Raw genomic sequence first — 18838 nt, 5'->3', positions numbered from 1 at the left:
TTAAGTTTGTGGGATAAGTTTGTGCAAAATTCGATATTTGCTCATTTATAGTTAAAATAAAATATGGAATTGCCCTAAATCAAGGCAATTCCATGCATTATAATTTATCTTTAGTATGGAACCCTCCCATTCTTTACCCATAGCAAAGTAAAGCATCGGTGCATGCAGCAGCAGGCTGTCATATCCCATCAACGACATCGTTTCTGTCAATGCTTTGACCTCATCAGATGTTATGAGCGGAAGCCGCAGCGCCATCAGCCCAAAACAGAGCGAATATCCCAAAAACACAGCCAGAAAGCCGTCGAAAGCCGTCATTAACACATGGGAAAAACTATAAACGCTGCTATGTACCCGCGGTAAAATACAGTTGATATAATTTTTCTGCACATCCTCCCAGTAACTGAGCGCGAACGGCAATACGACAAGAATTGTATTCGTCACCAGAAACGCACTTACACCGCCGCGCGCATTCACCAGATAATAAACCGAGCAGTTTCCTCCTGATCCTGCTGCTTCAGGGTAAATGCTCAGGAAGGTAAGTACGGCAATAAAGGCAATTGTGAGATAAAATTTCCACGATTTTATCATTCTACTGAAATCGGAATGCAGCATTCGAAAAAAGACCATTTTTTTGTTCACCCCCGTCTCGTATGAATGTTTCATGATACCATTTTTATATTTTCATGATAGCGTAAACGCCTGAAATAGTTTATGACGTTTTCTGAAACTTTGAACAAAAAACTTTTTATTCATTTTATCAAGTTGGAACTTTCTCCACCAGATCTTCTACCGTACATACTAATGCCCGCGCAATCTTCAACAAGGTCTCTGTCTGCGCCTTGTTAATATCCTTTCTTCGCTGTTCATACTGCTGAATGGTCCGAACCGAAACACCTGCCTGCTGTGCCAGTTCACTCTGACTTAGATTTGCAAAAGTACGCAATTCTTTCAAGTTTGTCTCCGGTTTTGCTTCACGATATAATTCATTCATTTTGTCCACAAACTGGCGTATATCCATTTCATGGTACGGCGTGTAGAGCATTCGCACTTCAGTTACAGGAATAGCCTGGTTTATTTCCGCAAAAGACAAACTGGTACTCCACTGATAATAGGCCAACGCCCAGCCTGTCCAATATTCAGGGCTGCGATCGTAAGAATAAGAGGGGGCTTGTTCCGGCTTTGGTTCCCCTGCTTCCTGTAATACTTCATATGCAATTTCAACTCCCGACATTCCCGCTACCACAGAACAGTCACCTCGTTCAAACCGTGACGCTGTATTACTCATACAAAACCACTGCCATACAGTTTCCAACGGCCGTTTTAAATCATTGACCATATAATCCAGCATGCAGGCAAGATTTTTTTGTGCAACAGAAAGATATAATTTATCGTAAGCGTGGATCATCTGGTTTCATCTCCTCATCTAAAATTGTGGTGATATATAAATCACCCCGCTGACGGCGGTTTCGTTCCAGATCAAAATATTGCCGACGCGCCATATGATCACGGGATGCTTTCCTCTTATACCATTCCTGCACACTTGCAATCTCATACCCTGTAAATTCCAAACGTTCAAATGCTCTTCTGCTTTTTAAAACAAACTGCTGTCCCAGTTTTCCCAGACGCATTGCATTACTCAACTGACGGTAAGAAATTGCACCATTAATAAAATCCGCTGCAAAAGAAAAATAGCTGTCGTCAGCACGATATCCAATGATAATATCTGCCTTTTCATAATCAAGATGAAAATTTTGTAGCAAATATTCTTTTGCTTCTGCCGCCAACGGTGTGGATGCATCAAATTCTCGATTTTCCAACAAAATCGTAAGCCAATGGAGCATTGTATAGTCGCGCATATTCAAATTGAGAACTTTCAATCCATCACATTCAATCTCATATCTATTTGCGTAACCATTTTTATCCGCACTGACACCCCATTCTTTGGCCATATTTTGGTTTTCTGTACAGTAAAATCCAACACCATAATCATTATAAATTTTTCCATAACCATATTTCGGCCGTTCAATAATATGATCCGAACCATGATAAACTGTTTTTTTCATTTTACCACCTCTGCTTCGAATTATACTCCTAAAGGCGTATAAAAACAACAAATAGAAAAATTTGGATTCAGAAAATACGTTTGAAAGAACTTTTGACATTTTTACAAAAGCGTGATGCTATGATGTCGAAAAAGAGCGCTGCCGACAGACGGTCAGCCTGTTTACTAATTATGTCAAAAATGGTCGCCTAGTTTGCAGACAGGGGTGGCTATTTTTGCGTCTTACCCTTATTTTTTCTCCACCATACGCTTCCTACAACAACTCCTCCCGCCAGCACAAAAATTATTTGTTTTCTCGAAAGCCTCCATCCGAATAACTCAACTCTTACTTCCTTCGGCTGATACGAATACCCCATCAAAATTCTGTTATCATCCCCCGTCCCCACCGACGCATGGCAGTATGTGGTTCCCATGAATTTCATCGCAGATCTCGGTGTTCCCAGCTGGCTCCCGGAATAGCTGGCGCCATTTAGCTGTTGATTGTTTGCAATAAGATTCCCACTGACTTCCCAGTCGCTCATTGTTCTGTCCTTATACCATAAGGTTCCGCCAAATTCATACGGTCTTATCGCCTCTCCCAACAAAAACGAAAAGCTGTCGTTTCCACAGGGTTTTTTGTTCTCTGCAAATTCATAGGTCGGATAAATATAAATCGTCGAACCAATTTGAAAGGCTGATGCATAGAACTCAATCCATTCGAAATCTTCCTCTCTTCCATTCATCGCCTGTTTTCCTACATCGATTTTCATATACTCAAATTTTCCATCCCCATTTTTTAAATCATCGACGATAAACTGCTTCACATGCTCATCCAGCTTTTGTATCTCATTCTCTGGCATCCCTGTTTCCTGCAAATAAGCATCGTAATCAGAAGGAACCTTTTCCTCTGCCTTCACATAAGATACCCCCGCATACAATGACAGTCCGCAACAAAGTAAAACCAGAAATAACGTCCGCATTTTTCTCATACAACGCTCCTCCTTCCTGTTGTCATATTCGATAAACCCGTTCAAATATTCTCTCTTTATCATTATATTATCATAAGATTCAGAATCTTTATATGACGTTTTCCTTAACTTTTTAAAACGCAAAAAATCCCTCCCCACACATCACGCATGGAAAGGGATTTCTCTATTTACTCTATTTTTCTTTTAATCCATCAGCAGATCTCCGCCCCTGCCGGCATTGCTTTTTCCGGGGTCATGAGGCATACGTTGCCTTCGGCGTCTTCTGCGCAGAGGAGCATTCCTTCAGACATCATGCCTGCCAGTTTGGCCGGTTTCAGGTTGGTCAGGACCATAACCTTCATTCCGATGGTATCTTCCGGTTTGTAATATGCTTTGATTCCGGAGACGATCTGTCTTGTCTGGCTTCCGACTTTGACCTGGAAGCAGAGGAGTTTTTTCGATTTCTTCACCGGTTCGCAGGAGATGATCTCACCTACCTGGAACTGCATTTTTCCAAAGTCTTCGAACGTAATCTCTTCTTTTGGCTCTACATCTACAACAGCTTCTTCGGCTTTTTCCTCTTCTTCTTTTGCGGCAGCCATAGCAGCTTTCTGTTTTGCCTGGATCACTTCTACTTTTTCCATAACCTCTTTGACGTCGAGTCTCTGGAACAGGATCTGCGGCTGATCGGTTACCTGATTGCCCGATGTATACAGTCCGAACTGATCCAGCTCTTCGTAGCTGCGTTTCTCTGCATTCAACTGAGCCAGGATCTTCTCGGTGGTCTCCGGCATGAAAGACTCGAGCAGGCATGCGCCGATGGTGATGCTCTCTACCAGGTTGTACAGAACCTCTTCCAGACGGTCTTTCTTTGCCTCGTCTTTTGCCAGTGCCCACGGCATCGTCTCGTCAATGTATTTGTTGCAGCGTTTGAACAGACCAAAGATTTCGGTCATCGCATCTGCCACACGCAGCTCTTCCATCTTTGCAGCAACTTTTGCTTTTGTTGCGGTAACGACTGCTTTCAGATCATCATCCACCTCTTCTGCTGCGCCGGTCTTTGTCACAACGCCGCCGAAGTATTTGTTGCTCATGGAGATGGTACGGTTTACCAGGTTTCCAAGAGTATTGGCAAGGTCGGAATTCATACGCTCAACCAGCAGCTCCCAGGTAATGACACCGTCGTTCTCAAACGGCATCTCGTGCAGAACGAAGTAGCGGACAGCGTCTACGCCGAACAGGTCTACCAGATCGTCTGCGTAGATCACGTTTCCTTTGGATTTACTCATCTTGCCGTCGCCCTGCAGCAGCCACGGATGACCAAATACCTGTTTCGGAAGCGGCAGATCGAGTGCCATCAGGAAGATCGGCCAGTAAATGGTATGGAAACGGATGATGTCTTTTCCGATCAGATGCAGGTCTGCCGGCCACAGCTTGTTGAACTGCTCGGAGCTGTTTCCGTCACAGTCATAACCGATTCCGGTGATGTAGTTGGTCAGTGCGTCCAGCCATACGTAGGTAACGTGCTTCGGATCGAAGGATACCGGGATTCCCCAGGTAAAGGAGGTTCTGGATACACAGAGATCCTGCAGTCCCGGAAGAAGGAAGTTGTTCATCATCTCGTTCTTTCTGGAAACCGGCTGGATGAACTCCGGATGGGTGTTGATATAATCGATCAGTCTCGGTGCATATTTGCTCATTTTGAAGAAATATGCCTCTTCTTTTGCCGGGGTAACCGGGCGTCCGCAGTCCGGGCATTTTCCGTCTACAAGCTGGGACTCGGTGAAGAAGGATTCACACGGTGTACAGTAAAGGCCTTCATAATATCCTTTGTAGATATCTCCCTGATCGTACAGTTTTTTGAAGATTTTCTGTACCTGTGCCTCGTGATCGGCGTCGGTGGTACGGATGAATTTGTCGTAGGACGTATTCATCAGATCCCAGATTCTCTTGATCTCGGTGGATACGTTGTCTACGAATTCTTTTGGCGTGATACCTGCCTCTTCTGCTTTCAGCTCGATCTTCTGGCCATGCTCATCGGTTCCGGTCTGGAAGAATACATCGTAGCCCTGCTGACGTTTGAAGCGGGCGATGCTGTCCGCGAGTACGATCTCGTAGGTATTTCCAATGTGCGGTTTGCCGGATGTGTAGGCAATCGCCGTGGTGATATAATATTTCGGTCTGATTTTTTCCATTGCTTTCATTTCTCCTTTCAAATAAAAAAACTGCCTTATTCCGCTCTCTTGTAGTCGGAAGAAGACAGGTTTGTTTACCCGTGATACCACTTCTTTTCGTCCCTGCCTCACGGCAGAAACCTCTGCAGGTACATTTGCTATACCTCTCCGCTGTAACAGGCGGAACCTGTCGCAGCCTTACCGTTTCAGATTGTTGTTCTCACGGTTCGGTGCGCCTCTCGGAAGCCATGTTCGATCTGCCGCTCCTCCTCCCCTCTCAGCCTGCAAAACCGGAATGGTTTCCGGGGGTGTTCTCTGTAAATTTGCGAATGCAGATGTACTCTCTTCGTCACTGTGTTTTCATTTTATGCACTGCTTTTGTGCGCTAGTTTTATGCTAACACATTTACATGGATTTGTAAACCGCAAAAAAGCCCGCCGTACGGGGATTTTTCATATTCTCCCCATTCGGCGGACTTTTCATTCATCGTAACAATTATCTGTGGTTTGCTTTGATCACAGACATTGCTGCTTCATCTGCTACAACTGTCAGATCGTTGTGAAGCTGCAGGATGGAAGCCGGAACCTGCGGAGTAACCGGTCCGTACAGAACTTTGTCGAGGATCTCTGCTTTTCCTTCGCCGCTGACGATCAGCAGAACTTTTCTTGCCTGCATGATGTTCTTGATTCCCATGGTGTATGCCTGGGTCGGAACATCCTCTACTTTTTCAAAGAAACGTTTATTTGCCTGAATGGTGCTCTCGGTCAGGTCAACGCAGTGTGTCTCTTTCTCGAATGCTGCGCCCGGCTCGTTGAATCCGATGTGGCCGTTGTTTCCAAGTCCAAGAAGCTGCAGGTCAATGCCGCCGACGCTGCGGATGATTTCGTTGTAAGCTGCGCATGCTTTTTCGCTGTCCGGCTCCAGCCCGTTCGGAACGAAGGTGCGCTCTTTGTTGATGTTGACATGATTGAACAGGTTGGTGTTCATGAAGTAACGATAGCTCTGATCATTCTCCGGGGAGAGTCCTTTGTACTCGTCCAGGTTTACGCTGGTGACATTTGCGAAATCAAGGTCACCTTTGTTGTACCACTCAACGAGCTGTTTGTAAGCACCGACCGGGGTAGATCCGGTTGCAAGGCCGAGCACTGCGTGCGGTTTCATGATCACCTGCGCGGAGATGATGTTTGCTGCTTTTCTGCTCATATCATTGTAATCTTTTGCTTCAATTAATAACATTTGTTTTTCCTCCAAATTTCTTCTATATAATAAATTACATAATAACCTGTTTCAGGTTCAGTTCGTCGTCCACCAGAAGTACATGCGCTTTTTTGCCCGGTGCAATGGATCCTACTTCATCGTAGATACCGATGCTCTGTGCCGGATTTCTTGTTGCCGCAAAAATGGCATCTGCCAGCGGAATATCAAACGAAACTGCTTTTCTCATGCAGTCGTACAGGTTCGTAGCGGAACCCGCGATGGTCTCACCGTCGGTCAGGGTTGCTTTTCCGTCTTTCATCCAGACAGCCTGTCCCCCGAGGGAATACGTTCCGTTCGGCATTCCCGTTGCCATCATGGAATCGCTGATGAGAACCATGCGCTCACTTCCCATCATGGAGAAGGTCGCGCGGACAACCGCACCGTGAATGTGATAGCCGTCACAGATCAGCTCCATGCGGCACTCCGGATCGTCGAATGCGGCGCCGATGACACCAGGGTTACGGTGTGCGAACGGCGGCATGGCGTTGTACAGATGGGTGACATGGTGTGCTCCTGCTTTCATGGCAGCCAGCGCGGTGTCATAATCTGCTGTTGTATGGCCGATGGAAACCATGACTTCATCGGAAACCTCTTTGATAAATTCCAGTGAGCCAGGCATATTCGGGGCCAGGGTTACGAGACGGATTTTTCCGCCGCTCGCCGCATTGCATGCGCGGAAGAACTCAGCGTTCGGAGCCACGATGTTCTCCTCTGCCTGTGCGCCTTTTTTGATCGGATCGATGAACGGTCCTTCCATGTTGACGCCGGCGATCACTTCTGCTTCCGGCTCATCTTTGATTGCTTCGATGGTTCCGAAGATTTTCAGCAGATCGTCTTTTGGCAGTGTCATGGATGTCGGGCAGTAAGAGGTGATGCCGTGCGCTTTCTCGTAGCGCAGGATCTCTTTTAAACCTTCCACGTCTCCGTCTGAAAAATCATGTCCGGCAGCGCCGTGGCTGTGTACGTCAACCAGTCCCGGCAGAACCATCATGCCTTTCGCATCGATCACTTCCTGATCGATCACTTCTTCTTTTGTGGAAACGAAACGTTTTCCTTCTATATAAAGATCTTTTTCCGCAAACGTTCCGTCTTCCTGAAATACGCGTCCGTTTTTGATAATCATTGTCTTGCCTTCTTTCTTTGATCTGTTCTGATTATAATTTATGTTGATTTTATTTTCAACTATTTTTATATTTTAGAAATTACTTTCACGTCATTAAAGTTCTTTCCATTTTTCCGCCCGCTTTCCCGTACAATTCACACACAATTGAAAGTTGATTCACCACTCTGCCTGTGATACAATAAAGCAAGAACTGATCTGAATTTTTTTCAGATATTTACAGATACCAGGAGGACTTACGTTCCATGGAACACTTTGAAAAATCAATTATTCCTGTCATTGAGTCTGTCTATCCCTCGTTCACTCCCCTGGAACGGACGGTAGCAGATTTTTTTATTCATAATACCGACGAGTCGGATCTGTCCGCGCGCCACGTTTCGGAACTGCTCTATGTTTCGGAGGCTTCGCTCTCCCGCTTTGCGAAAAAATGCGGCTACACGGGCTACCGCGAATTTGTCTACCGTTACCAGGAAGGTCTGAACGCTACACTGCCCGGTACGGACGATCACATCAAACAGGTGCTGAATACGTATCAGGAGCTGCTGAATAAAAGCTACTCGCTCGCCGACCGCGCGCAGATTGACCGCATCTGCCATATTCTCACTTCGAAGCGTCGGGTGTATGTCTACGGTCTTGGAAGCTCCGGACTTTCCGCCCAGGAAATGAAGCTGCGTTTTATGCTTGCAGGCGTGGATATTGAAGCAATTACCGACATTCACATCATGAAAATGAATGCCGTTCTGCTCAATGAGAGCTGCGCTGCAATCGGCATTACCGTCAGTGGACAGACACCGGAGGTGCTGCGTGCGCTCGGAGCCGCAAAGGAAAAGGGAGCCTCTACCATTCTCTTTACTTCCCGCAGCTCCAGCGATTACGATGCCTTCTGCGATGAAGTCCTGCTGCTTGCGGTCAAAGAGCATCTGAAAAACGGCGGCGCAATCTCTCCGCAGTTCCCGATTCTCGTTATGATCGACGTTCTGTACTCGCATTTTCTCACGACCGACAGCGAGCGCAAGGAGGCTTTATATGAATACGCCGTCACCAAACTCCATGAAACGTGATCCCGGCCGCGGCAGCGCGTATCTTTCTTTTCTGAAGAAACGCTGCCGCGATTTCTTTTTCTTCTGCCTGCTCCTCGGCGTTTACGTCGCCTTCATCACCCTCACAGGCATCGGCTGTCCGATCCGTTTTTTCATAGGCATTTCCTGCCCGGGCTGCGGAATGAGCCGCGCGGTACTGTTAATGCTCTCCGGTCATTTTCAGGCGGCGTTTCGGATGCATCCGCTTGTCTATGCCGTGCTACCCGCAGGTGTCTGGCTCTTCTTCGGGCCGGAACAGACGGCGGGACTTCGGCGTTTTAAAAAGGGGATCATTACGGTGCTTGTCGTGCTGCTTCTCGCCGTTTATGCCTGGCGCATTTATTACCACGACCCGCTCCTTTCTATTGACCCTTCTCTCGGGCGCGTGCTACAATGGTTCTATCTTAATTAAAGGGGGTATTTACAAATGAATGTAAAAGACAACCGCAGTTTCTGGTTCTATCTTCTGCTCACATTTCTGACGTGCGGACTCTACTCGATCTACTTCTGGTATGTTTATGTGGAAGACCTGAACACCATCTTTTACGGTGACGGCGAAGACAGCCCGAACTACATTATTGTGCTGCTTCTGTCCTGGGTTACCTGTGGAATTTACGGCGTTTACTGGCGTTACAAACAGGCGAACCGCATGTACCGCGAATCCTACGACCGCTACGGTGTGATGATTGAGGAAAATGGTTCTGCCATTCTTCTGTGGACGCTGCTCGGCTACCTGACCGGCGGCATCGGCCAGCTCGTTGCCGACTATTTCATGATCCAGAACCTGAATAAGACGGCACTCGTTTATAATTCACGTGCATATTAAGCAGGGGAGGCGTTTTTTATGGCAACATCTATGGTAAAGGGAAATCCGGTAAAGCTGATGCTCTCGTTTGCCTTTCCGCTTCTCATCGGAAATCTGCTGCAGCAGACGTATAACATCATCGATGCGGCGATTGTCGGCCAGGCACTTGGCCCGGAGGCGCTCGCCAGCGTCGGTGCAAGCAGCAGTGTACAGTTTCTGGTGCTCGGCTTCTGTATGGGAAGCTGCACGGGATTCAGTGTTCCGGTTGCCAAGTATTTCGGCGCCGGAAAGCTTGATAAAATGCGCGATTATATTTTTAATGGTGCTGCACTTGCTGTCCTGATTGCGGCCATTCTGACCACACTCTGCAGTTTACTCTGTGCACCGATTCTGCACCTGCTGTCGGTTCCGTCCGATATCTTCGCGGATGCCTACGCATATCAGCTTGTGATTTTCCTCGGGATTCCGTTTTCGATTCTGTACAATTATCTTTCCAGCATCCTGCGTGCCGTCGGGGACAGCCGCACGCCGTTTCTGTTTCTGGCATTTTCGGCAATCCTGAATATTTTCCTCGACCTGTTCTATATTATCATTCTGCATCTGGGGTGCGCAGGCGCGGCGATTGCGACGATTTCCGCCCAGGCGATCAGCGGACTCTTATGTCTGTTTTTTATTTCCCGTAAGGTAAAGCTCCTGCTTCCGACAAAGGAAAACCGCACTCTGCGAAAGGATGCCGCGCAGGAACTCCTCGCAATGGGCATTCCGACGGGACTGCAGTTTTCGATCACGGCGATCGGCAGTATGGTAATGCAGTCAGCGAATAATGGGCTTGGCAGTGTTTATGTTTCGGCGTTCACAGCTGCTATGAAAATCAAACAGTTTATGATGTGTCCGTTTGATGCGATCAGTACCGCGGCTTCCGTCTTCTGCAGTCAGAATCTCGGAGCCGGCCAGTCAAAGCGAATCCGTCAGGGACTCCGCCAGGGTGTGCTTGTCGGTGTCGTCTATGGTGCGTTTGCAGGTGTCATCATGATTCTGTTCGGACGGCCGCTGACAAAGCTCTTTATTGTCAGCTCTGCTTTCGAAGCAATCAACGCTTCGGCAAAATATCTGCGCTGCCTCGGATTTTTCTACTGGATGCTTGGTATTTTGAATGTCTGCCGTATGGTAACGCAGGGACTTGGCTACTCGGGAAGAGCCGTTTTCTCCGGCGTAATGGAGATGCTGGCACGAACGATTGTCTGCCTGGGATTTGTCGGTGCGTTTGGTTTCACCGCAATCTGCTTTGCGGATCAGGCTGCGTGGCTCGCCGCCTGCTGCTATATCGCACCGACATGTCTGTACTGCGTGAAGAAATCCACGAAAATGATTGCGGATCGCGGTGCGAAATAATAACGTTATTTTCTGTCTTACAGCGGCTTCCAGATACTTCTCAGGTTATCGCGGCAATCACCAGAAACTTGTTCCATCACAGATTTTGGTTCATTGCCCGCAAAATCAAGAAAAAGATACTGTTCTGCATGGAATCATCTTCCCCGCAAAACAGTATCTTTTTTCTTGTTTTTTCAGCGTTACCGCTCGATTCCATCTCTTGCCGCAAGACCCTTGTCAAACGGATGCTTGATTTTTTTCAGCTCCGAAACATAGTCCGCCCGCTCAATCAGCGCCTCCGATGGTCCCTGCCCTGTCAGAATCACTTCCAGCTTCTCCGGCTTGTGATCCAGAAAATCCAGAAGGAGCTGCTCATCAAACAGTTTGCTTCCAATCGTATAAACCAGCTCGTCCAGAAACAGTACATCGTATTCTTCCTGAACTGCTTTTTCTGTCACTTTCTGAAACTGCTCTTCATAATACCGTTTCTGCTCTGCCTTCTCCTCCGGTGTCATCAGAAACGAAAACTTTATCTTGTCCTGCCCCGGCACAAACGTCACATTCGGCGACAGTAAGAGCACCTTCCGCTCGCTCGTGCTGTTATCTTTCATAAACTGATAAATCAAAACACGGTATCCATACCCTGCCGCACGCGTGCAGAGTCCCATACCACAAGTCGTCTTTCCTTTTCCATCCCCACAGTAGATGTGGACACAGCCTGTCTGTTTTTCCATGGTGAAAACCTCGCTTTTTCTTTCTATGTTCATTTGTAAACAACAGGTAATTCGAAACAAGTTCGCAATCCCAAGTAAAAATTGTAAACAACGGAAAAAGGAGGGCAGATTTTATTCCGCCCCCCAAAAAGGTTTCCTGATTATTTACCGAAATATCTAGCCAGCAGACCAGCGAATGCTTTTCCGTGTCTAGCTTCGTCTCTTGCCATCTCATGCACGGTGTCATGGATTGCATCGAGATTCAGGGCTTTGGCACGTTTTGCAAGATCTGTTTTGCCAGCGGTTGCTCCGTTCTCTGCCTCTACACGCATCTGCAGATTTTTCTTGGTGCTGTCGGTTACGACTTCGCCGAGAAGCTCTGCGAATTTTGCTGCGTGCTCTGCTTCTTCGTAAGCTGCTTTTTCATAGTACAGACCTACTTCCGGATATCCCTCGCGGAATGCTACTCTGGACATTGCCAGGTACATACCAACCTCAGAGCACTCGCCCTCGAAATTGGCTCTCAGGTCTTTTTTGATATCTTCCGGAACATCGGATGCTACGCCAACTACATGCTCTGCTGCCCAGGTCAGATCCTCGCCCTGCTCGATAAATTTCTCTTTCGGTGCTTTACAGATCGGACAGACTTCCGGTGCTTCTGCTCCTTCATAAACATATCCACATACGCTGCATACAAATTTTTTCATAGTCTTTCTTTCCTTTCTTTTTGTTGTGTATTTAATTTTATCATTTCCAATTTTGTGGTTTATAACAGTTTTTTATTTTTGATATTAGTAACTGTTACTGATATTACTTTAACATAAGCTTCCCTTTTTGTCAATGCCTATTTTTAATTTTTTCTTTCTTCCTGGGGATGCTATACGTTCCCCGGGTGATTTTTGCAGTTCTCGCAGATGCCGTAAAAATTCACAGAGTAATCTTCGATCGTACCTCTGAAATTTTCCGCTGCTACGTTCTTGATTTCGCTGATGTCACGCATTGTAAGGTCTGTCACGCAGTGACATTTTCTGCAAATGAAATGGTGATGCGTGGAAGTATCTCCATCGAACCGGTCCGGGCCATCTCCTGTTGTAAGACGCTTGATCTCTCCTAATTCAGAAAGAAGAGACAGGTTCCGGTATACTGTGCCAAGACTGATATTGGGAAATTCTTTCCGTACATCGGTATAGAGCATATCTGCGGTCGGGTGATCCTTTCGCCCCTGAAGGCAGACTTTGATGCTTTCTCTTTGTCTGCTATACTTGAGTGTTGACATAGTTTTTTTCCTTTCGTATCTTTCGATAACAGTAATTGTTATTATATTTATACTATAAGGCTGCTTCTCGCAAAAGTCAAGAAAAAGATCACTACCCTGTCTACACAGATTTCCGTCTGTCCCAAGATCAAAAATCCCCCAAAAACGAGGAGTGCCCAGGAACCTCTCGGCGCCTGGGCTATTATTATGAAAAAATCTTAATTGTGTAGTGATTGCATATACGCTGTTCTTTTGGAACTGAGATAACTATACCAATTAATTATGAACAGATTATGAACGTGCAGTGAATCTTCTGTGAATCTGTACATTTTTTAGAATTATTTTATACTTTATTTGTGTATTTATCACATATTTTATTTCTAATTCTGTCCCTTACTCTCTACTCTGTCTAGAAATCGTTTTTCTCCGTTAATTTTTCTATTCGTATTGCCCATCCCCGATTTTCCCTGTCATTTCTCTCTCATTTATGTTAAGATTGATGTACAGCCAATGCGGCAGAATGGAGGATTTTTTATGAGTACCGGAAATCAGGAATATATACGAGACATGAACCGCGCCCTGGTTCTCGAGGCAATCGCCAACCATCCGCCGCTTTCCCGCGCAGATCTGGCGAAAATGCTGCATCTGACAAAAGCAACCGTATCCACCATCGTCCAGGAACTGCTCGACCGCCAGCTCGTCATAGAACTCGGCAGCGCCGAAAAAACTTCCATGGGTCGAAAACCGATTCTGCTTACTTTTAATAATCGCTGCGGTTCCATCATCGCCGTCGATCTCGGCGTAAAAAAGATCACCATTCTCACCGGAGATCTGAAGGGAAAATCATGTACTGTAAAAGAATACCCGATTGATCCATCCCTCTCCCTAGAGGAATACCTGATTTCCCTCCTCCACAAAACCAAATCCGACCTCCCCAAGACCCCGTGCGGCCTCGTCGGAATCTCCATCGGAATCTACGGCGTCGTCTGCGACGACCTCGTTTTATTCACACCCTACTACGATCTGAAACACTCCAACCTGAAAAACTACCTCGAAGAAGAATTTCAGGTCCCTGTCATCGTAGAAAATGAAGCCAACCTCTCCGTCATCGGCGAAGCCGCCTGCGCAGAGCACTTTAAAAATATGATCTTCCTGAACATCCACGAAGGCGTCGGCATGGGAATCCTCATTGACGGCGAACTCTACACCGGCCAGAACGGCTACGCCGGCGAATTCGGCCACACCATCCTCTTCCCCGATGGCCGGCCCTGCCCCTGCGGCAACCACGGCTGCCTCGAACAGTACATCTCCGAAGCCTCCGTCCTGAACGATTTTGCCGCCGCCGAAGGCTTAGAAAACGTCTCCGTCGAACGCTTCATCCAGTATTACCAGGAAGGCAACCCCAACGCCCGCAAAGTAATGCAGGATTTCACCCACTACATCGGAATCAGCCTGAACACGGTTCTCCACACCTTCAACCCGGACGTCATCGTCATCAACAGCTCCTTCACCAACTACATCCCAGGTCTGATCGACGAAATCACCTCCGGAATCCAGAACCGCCTCCGCTGGTACCTCCACGTCCTCCCGGCTCACCTGCAGGATGTCTCCGTCCTCATGGGCGGAATCAGCCTCTGCTCCCGGAACTTCCTCGGAATTTCCACCTTTAAGCTGCTGGACCTGTAACTCAGAAATAAGTCCCTGTTCAGAGCCCCATCTCGATTCCGCTGCGCTGCATCTTGATGTGGCTTCTCGCCATATGAAATTTCAGAAAAAAGTGCTCATTCATGCAAACATGATTCGCAATTTGTTCTGAAATTTCGCATGGCTCTGAATAGTCACAATTTGTTCATGATTTTTTTACAACATGAACACGCTTTCAACATAATTTACCCGTATACTAAAAGCATAAATAATGAATGCCAACATTATTTACACAATTTTCTTTTTCATATTGCCGATTAGAAAATCGGCTCTCCTTCCTTTAAAAATAAAAATGAAAGAAAGCACTGTTTCGCCAACGGTGCTTTTTTTCATGCCCTTTTCCCGCTTTTCCACCGCTGCCATGCGTATCACGCAAGGGCGGACGGGCGACGGCGAGGCGTCCCCTCTATTTACACAATTCATCCGTCAACCGCGCAAACTCCTGTAAATTCAATGCCTCCCCACGAATCGTAAGCGGCCAGCCGCAGGCTGTGATTGCAGCCTCAATCTCCTCTTTCGAAAAATGCAGCAGCTCCGAATTTTTCAGTCCGTTCGCCAGCGTCTTCCGTCTCTGATTAAACGACGCCCGAATAATGGAGAACATCAACTTCTCATCCTTCGTCTCCACCGGCATCACCTCATGACGCGTCAGCCGGATCACCGCACTTCCAACCTTCGGCCGCGGCATAAAACAGTTCGGCGGCACATTCGCCACAATATACGGCTCCGCATAATACTGCACCGCCAGCGACAGCGCCCCGTAATCCTTCGATCCCGGCCCCGTCTGCATCCGGTCCGCAACCTCCTTCTGAACCATAACCGTAATCGAATCCACCGGCACATGATTCTCAAATAATCCCATAATAATCGGCGTCGTAATATAATACGGAAGATTCGCCACAACCTTGATCGGCCGTCCGTTGTTCTTCTCCTTCGCCAGCGCCGCCAGATCCACCTTCAAAACATCATTATTGATAACCTCAACATTATCATAATCCGACAGCGTATCCTCCAGAATCGGGATCAGATTCTTGTCAATTTCCACCGCACACACACTCCGCGCAGCATACGCAAGATACTGCGTCAGCGTACCGATACCAGGTCCGATTTCCACAACAAAATCGTCCGGTCCGATACCTGCAGCGGCTACAATCTTATCCAGCACATGTGGATCGATCAGAAAATTCTGACCATACTTTTTCTGAAATACAAAGCCGTACTTCTGCAGTACGGCTATTGTATTCTGCGGCTCCCCGAGCCACGGTTTTACTTTCTCCATAAATTCTCCATGTATTTAGAACTCAAAGTCTTTCTCGTAAAGAATCACGCGGTCGTCCGCATCGGTATGCTTTCTGGACATGCGTCTTCCGAATTTACGGGTTCCCTTTTCTGCATGGGCGATGGCACGATCCACCATATCTTTGACCTGTGAAATCGTCATCGGCTCGCCCTCCTTCTGATTGTTGCCAATCTGTGTATACAGAGCAAGCACACCCATCTCGTCCATCTTGTATCCATTCTCACGCGCATACGTGCGGGCAAACGTAACCAGCTCATCGTTTGTGAAAACAGGAATCGAAATGACCGTCTCAAACTTCTTCGCAAAATCAGGGTTATTCCGCAGAAGACCTCTCATGCTGACCTTCTCATCCTCGATGATCAGAACCAGACTGTCGGTACGGAAATCCATTGCCTGCGACAGCTTCTCGATCGTCTCCGGGTACATCAGACCGGCACGCTCGATCAGGAGGAAACCTCCCGCCAGCTTTGAAACAATCTGCGCACAGTCCTTTTTGTTCAGAACAGATGCATCCAGACGGGCCATCTTCGTTGCCGGAAGTTTTAAGTCAGCACAGATTGCACGGACGAGATCCTCCGACAGCTTCGTTTTTCCAGTACCGTATCCGCCCATAATGGCAATGTTTCCATGACGGGAAGTACGGTCGCCTGCGTAATGATAAACACCATGCATTGCATCCAGAATCTGGATATCCATGCCTGGAACTTTCGCAAAGTAAGTAAACAGCGCTTTCTGCTCATCACTCAGCTTATCCGGCTGGGTGTCGTTCAGGATGCGGAGTCTTGCCTCCTCCGGCGTCTCCTCGCGGAGCACCTCTTCAATCGATTTCGCAACAGTTCCTTCCGGAATGTTGTCGCGGATCAGCTGAACGGTGGCATCCGTTGTTTTTTCGATGCTCATGTTGATCGTCGCATCGGATACGCGCTCACGCTTTGGCTCGGTCGGAACTTCGATTTCGATTTCCTCCGGGGTAATCTCGATCGGCTGGGTTCCTGCCGGCTCAAACGGATCGGCTGGCTCAGTCTCGGCCGGGGTTTCCGGCTCTGTTTCGCTTTCCGGCTCGTCAGCAGGTTCTGCTTCCGCAGTTTCCGGCTCGTCCGGCAGTTCAATTTCCGATGCTTTTTCAGCTTCCTGCACTTCTGCGTTCAGCGCTGCCTGAAGCTCACTAAAATCGATGGTCGGCCGTGTCTCCTCTGCCGGTTTCAGATCCGGGATGACAACCGTTGCATCCATGGACGGCGTCTCCGCCGGTTCTACGGTTTCCTCAATTTCGGCTTCCGCCTGAGCCTTCTCGGCTGCTTCTGTTTCAGCTTCCACTGCTGGTTCTGTAACTTCTGCTTCTTCGATTTCAGCCTCGGCTGCCGGTTCTATAATCTCTTCGATCTCAGCTTCATCCATCGGCTCTGTAACTTCTTCGGTTTCAGCCTCATCCGCCGGTTCTGTGATCTCTTCGGTTTCCGCTTCATCTGCCGGTTCTGCATCTTCTTCCGGCTCAGCTTCCGCCTGCGGCTCCTCTGCCGTTTCCCGTGCCTCTGTCTCGGACTCCGGATCCATCGGCTGCTCTGCGGTTTCGGCTTCTGCTGCCGGTTCCACTGGCTCTTCTGCTTCTTCCTCCGCAACTTCCTCCGACAGGTTTGCTGCGGTCTCCTGGAACAGTGCTTCGAGGTCCGGCTCTTCGTATTTCTTCTCCGGCTTCGGTGCTTTCGGCATTACCGGCTCGGCTTTTTCCTTCGGTTTTGGCTGCGGTCTTGTCTTGATTGTCGTGTTGGCATCCGGGGATACCTCTACGTTTACATCAAGCTGCTCCGGCTCCAGATCTTTTACTTCGTACTGTACCGGCTCTTCGCTTGTCTCTTCCTCGACTGCCGTCTCTTCCTGTTTCTTTCCGCGGAAGGAGAAGACATCGCGGATGCTCTTTGCAAGCTCTGCGTGAAGATCGATCGTATTTCCAAGGTACGTCGGCGTGCTGTCTGCATACGCCTGCTCTTCCGGAATCTCCTCGATCGGCTCCTCTGTCTGCTGCAGTGCTTCGTACTCCTGCACCTGCTCTGCATCTGCCTCGGCCTGCTGTGTTTTCTCATATGCTTCGTACGGCGAACCGGCTTCTTTTTCTTCTTCACCGGCCACATACTGGCTCATCACACCGCCGTTTACCGGTTTTACTTCCGGCGTCTCTGCCGGCTCTTTCGTCGCAGCCATTTCACCGGCTCCGCTCTCTCCGGCTAACCGCACTTCAAGTGCTTCCGGATCCTCGGACGGCTCTTCATTCTTTTTGTAGTCAAAACGATGCTCGTATTTGATCTGCTGGGACGGTGACAGCGGCTCGTACTTCATTTTCAGATCCATTGCCTTTGTCACATATTTGCCCTCGCTGAACCACAGGATCAGCTCATCACAGGCATCGATGCATTTCTGCGTCTCTCCGGCTTTGCTGTAAAGGTTTGCCAGTTCATATGCCCATCTCTCGGTAAATTCCCGCTCTTTGTATTCCTCCAGAAGGGAAATCTGCTCCTCAAGCGGCGCTTTCTGTCCTCTTAAAATCTTGTATTTCAGCAGATACCGGGAATTATCGTGACGTGCGACTGCTTCAAACTCGTTGTAAAAGTCAATCGCCTCATCAAAGTCTTTCATTTTTACGGAGACCTCTACCAGGCGGTACAGAATACCCTTTCCGATGGAGGAATGGTCATACGCCATCAGCAGAATCTTCTTCGCCTCCGGATATCGTTTGTTCGCCTCATAGACATCCGCTACCATGCCGAGCGTGCGCAGACTCTTGACACGCCGCCAGTCAACGGCTTCTACAACTGCAAGTGCCCCCTCATAGTCCTCTTTTTTTACCAGACTGTTCAGCTCTTTCAGCCGGCTTTGATATTCAGCTTTATCCAATCTTTTCACCTCAATACATTTCAGATTGTTTTAGTTCATAGACACGAACAGTGTACCACACTCCCCGTAGAATGTCAAAAGAATGCCTGTTTTGCAGGCATTTTTCGGGATGCAAATCCTTCCAGCGGTCATCAAAAAAAGAACACCCGCCCCTCCGGTTTT

18 protein-coding genes are annotated in these 18838 nt (G+C 47.9%); 5 read left to right on the top strand and 13 right to left on the bottom strand.

All coding sequences use genetic code 11. The features are described 5' to 3' along the window. Positions 1-51: 51 nt before the first annotated feature. The 7 genes from DWX26_RS11695 to nagA form a co-directional block, all read right to left on the bottom strand. Positions 52-639, bottom strand: coding sequence for a hypothetical protein (locus tag DWX26_RS11695; protein WP_147398124.1), 588 nt, complete (start codon positions 637-639; stop codon positions 52-54). Between the two features lie 118 nt (positions 640-757). Continuing rightward, positions 758-1405, bottom strand: a complete 648-nt coding sequence (locus DWX26_RS11690) for a helix-turn-helix domain-containing protein (protein ID WP_118601470.1) — start codon at positions 1403-1405, stop codon at positions 758-760. Further along, positions 1386-2063, bottom strand: a complete 678-nt coding sequence (locus tag DWX26_RS11685) for a DUF3990 domain-containing protein (protein WP_082426280.1) — start codon at positions 2061-2063, stop codon at positions 1386-1388. Before DWX26_RS11685 ends, DWX26_RS11690 begins: the two co-directional genes overlap by 20 nt. A gap of 208 nt (positions 2064-2271) precedes the next feature. Further along, the gene (locus tag DWX26_RS11680; protein WP_147398123.1) at positions 2272-3153 is read right to left on the bottom strand and encodes a hypothetical protein; all 882 of its coding nucleotides are present in this window, start codon (positions 3151-3153) and stop codon (positions 2272-2274) included. A gap of 68 nt (positions 3154-3221) precedes the next feature. Beyond that, complete coding sequence (gene metG / locus DWX26_RS11675) at positions 3222-5204, bottom strand: methionine--tRNA ligase (RefSeq protein WP_117510577.1); 1983 nt, start codon at positions 5202-5204, stop codon at positions 3222-3224. Between the two features lie 474 nt (positions 5205-5678). Next, positions 5679-6419: a glucosamine-6-phosphate deaminase gene (nagB, locus tag DWX26_RS11670; protein WP_117761352.1), complete on the bottom strand. Its 741-nt coding sequence runs from the start codon at positions 6417-6419 to the stop codon at positions 5679-5681. A 34-nt stretch (positions 6420-6453) separates the two neighbouring features. After that, positions 6454-7563: an N-acetylglucosamine-6-phosphate deacetylase gene (gene nagA, locus DWX26_RS11665; protein ID WP_055220960.1), complete on the bottom strand. Its 1110-nt coding sequence runs from the start codon at positions 7561-7563 to the stop codon at positions 6454-6456. Positions 7564-7805: 242 nt separating this feature from the next. Between nagA and DWX26_RS11660 the strand changes: the two genes are divergently transcribed. From DWX26_RS11660 to DWX26_RS11645, 4 genes are read left to right on the top strand one after another with little or no spacing between them, the layout of a single operon-like run. After that, positions 7806-8621 carry a MurR/RpiR family transcriptional regulator gene (locus tag DWX26_RS11660; protein WP_118601469.1) on the top strand — a complete coding sequence of 272 codons (816 nt, stop codon included), beginning with the start codon at positions 7806-7808 and terminating at the stop codon, positions 8619-8621. Continuing rightward, positions 8587-9051 (top strand): DUF2752 domain-containing protein, encoded by a 465-nt coding sequence (locus DWX26_RS11655; protein WP_199676805.1) that lies wholly within the window; start codon positions 8587-8589, stop codon positions 9049-9051. Before DWX26_RS11660 ends, DWX26_RS11655 begins: the two co-directional genes overlap by 35 nt. Before the next feature lie 15 nt (positions 9052-9066). Next, positions 9067-9465, top strand: coding sequence for a DUF4234 domain-containing protein (locus tag DWX26_RS11650; RefSeq protein ID WP_022462917.1), 399 nt, complete (start codon positions 9067-9069; stop codon positions 9463-9465). Between the two features lie 18 nt (positions 9466-9483). After that, positions 9484-10836 (top strand): MATE family efflux transporter, encoded by a 1353-nt coding sequence (locus DWX26_RS11645; RefSeq protein ID WP_118601467.1) that lies wholly within the window; start codon positions 9484-9486, stop codon positions 10834-10836. A 179-nt stretch (positions 10837-11015) separates the two neighbouring features. Here DWX26_RS11645 and DWX26_RS11640 read toward each other — a convergent pair whose 3' ends face one another. The 3 genes from DWX26_RS11640 to DWX26_RS11630 all read right to left on the bottom strand — a co-directional run bounded on the left by DWX26_RS11640 (position 11016) and on the right by DWX26_RS11630 (position 12804). Next, complete coding sequence (locus DWX26_RS11640; RefSeq protein WP_022462915.1) at positions 11016-11549, bottom strand: cob(I)yrinic acid a,c-diamide adenosyltransferase; 534 nt, start codon at positions 11547-11549, stop codon at positions 11016-11018. Positions 11550-11689: 140 nt separating this feature from the next. Then, the gene (locus tag DWX26_RS11635) at positions 11690-12235 is read right to left on the bottom strand and encodes an NADH peroxidase (protein ID WP_022462914.1); all 546 of its coding nucleotides are present in this window, start codon (positions 12233-12235) and stop codon (positions 11690-11692) included. Between the two features lie 170 nt (positions 12236-12405). Then, positions 12406-12804 (bottom strand): Fur family transcriptional regulator, encoded by a 399-nt coding sequence (locus DWX26_RS11630; RefSeq protein ID WP_022462913.1) that lies wholly within the window; start codon positions 12802-12804, stop codon positions 12406-12408. A gap of 513 nt (positions 12805-13317) precedes the next feature. Between DWX26_RS11630 and DWX26_RS11625 the strand changes: the two genes are divergently transcribed. Continuing rightward, complete coding sequence (locus DWX26_RS11625; RefSeq protein WP_117802694.1) at positions 13318-14469, top strand: ROK family transcriptional regulator; 1152 nt, start codon at positions 13318-13320, stop codon at positions 14467-14469. A 246-nt stretch (positions 14470-14715) separates the two neighbouring features. Here DWX26_RS11625 and DWX26_RS17400 read toward each other — a convergent pair whose 3' ends face one another. From DWX26_RS17400 to DWX26_RS11610, 3 genes are read right to left on the bottom strand one after another with little or no spacing between them, the layout of a single operon-like run. Next, positions 14716-14850: a hypothetical protein gene (locus tag DWX26_RS17400; protein WP_270422422.1), complete on the bottom strand. Its 135-nt coding sequence runs from the start codon at positions 14848-14850 to the stop codon at positions 14716-14718. Positions 14851-14893: 43 nt separating this feature from the next. Next, complete coding sequence (rsmA, locus tag DWX26_RS11615) at positions 14894-15766, bottom strand: 16S rRNA (adenine(1518)-N(6)/adenine(1519)-N(6))-dimethyltransferase RsmA (protein ID WP_022461748.1); 873 nt, start codon at positions 15764-15766, stop codon at positions 14894-14896. Between the two features lie 15 nt (positions 15767-15781). Beyond that, a complete protein-coding gene (locus tag DWX26_RS11610; protein ID WP_118601465.1) occupies positions 15782-18676 on the bottom strand; it encodes a hypothetical protein in 2895 nt (964 codons plus the stop codon). Between the last annotated feature and the right edge of the window lie 162 nt (positions 18677-18838).

The organism is Blautia sp. AF19-1 (assembly GCF_003479155.1).
Taxonomy (GTDB): domain Bacteria; phylum Bacillota; class Clostridia; order Lachnospirales; family Lachnospiraceae; genus Fusicatenibacter; species Fusicatenibacter saccharivorans.
This window is presented reverse-complemented; position numbering and strand designations above follow the sequence as displayed.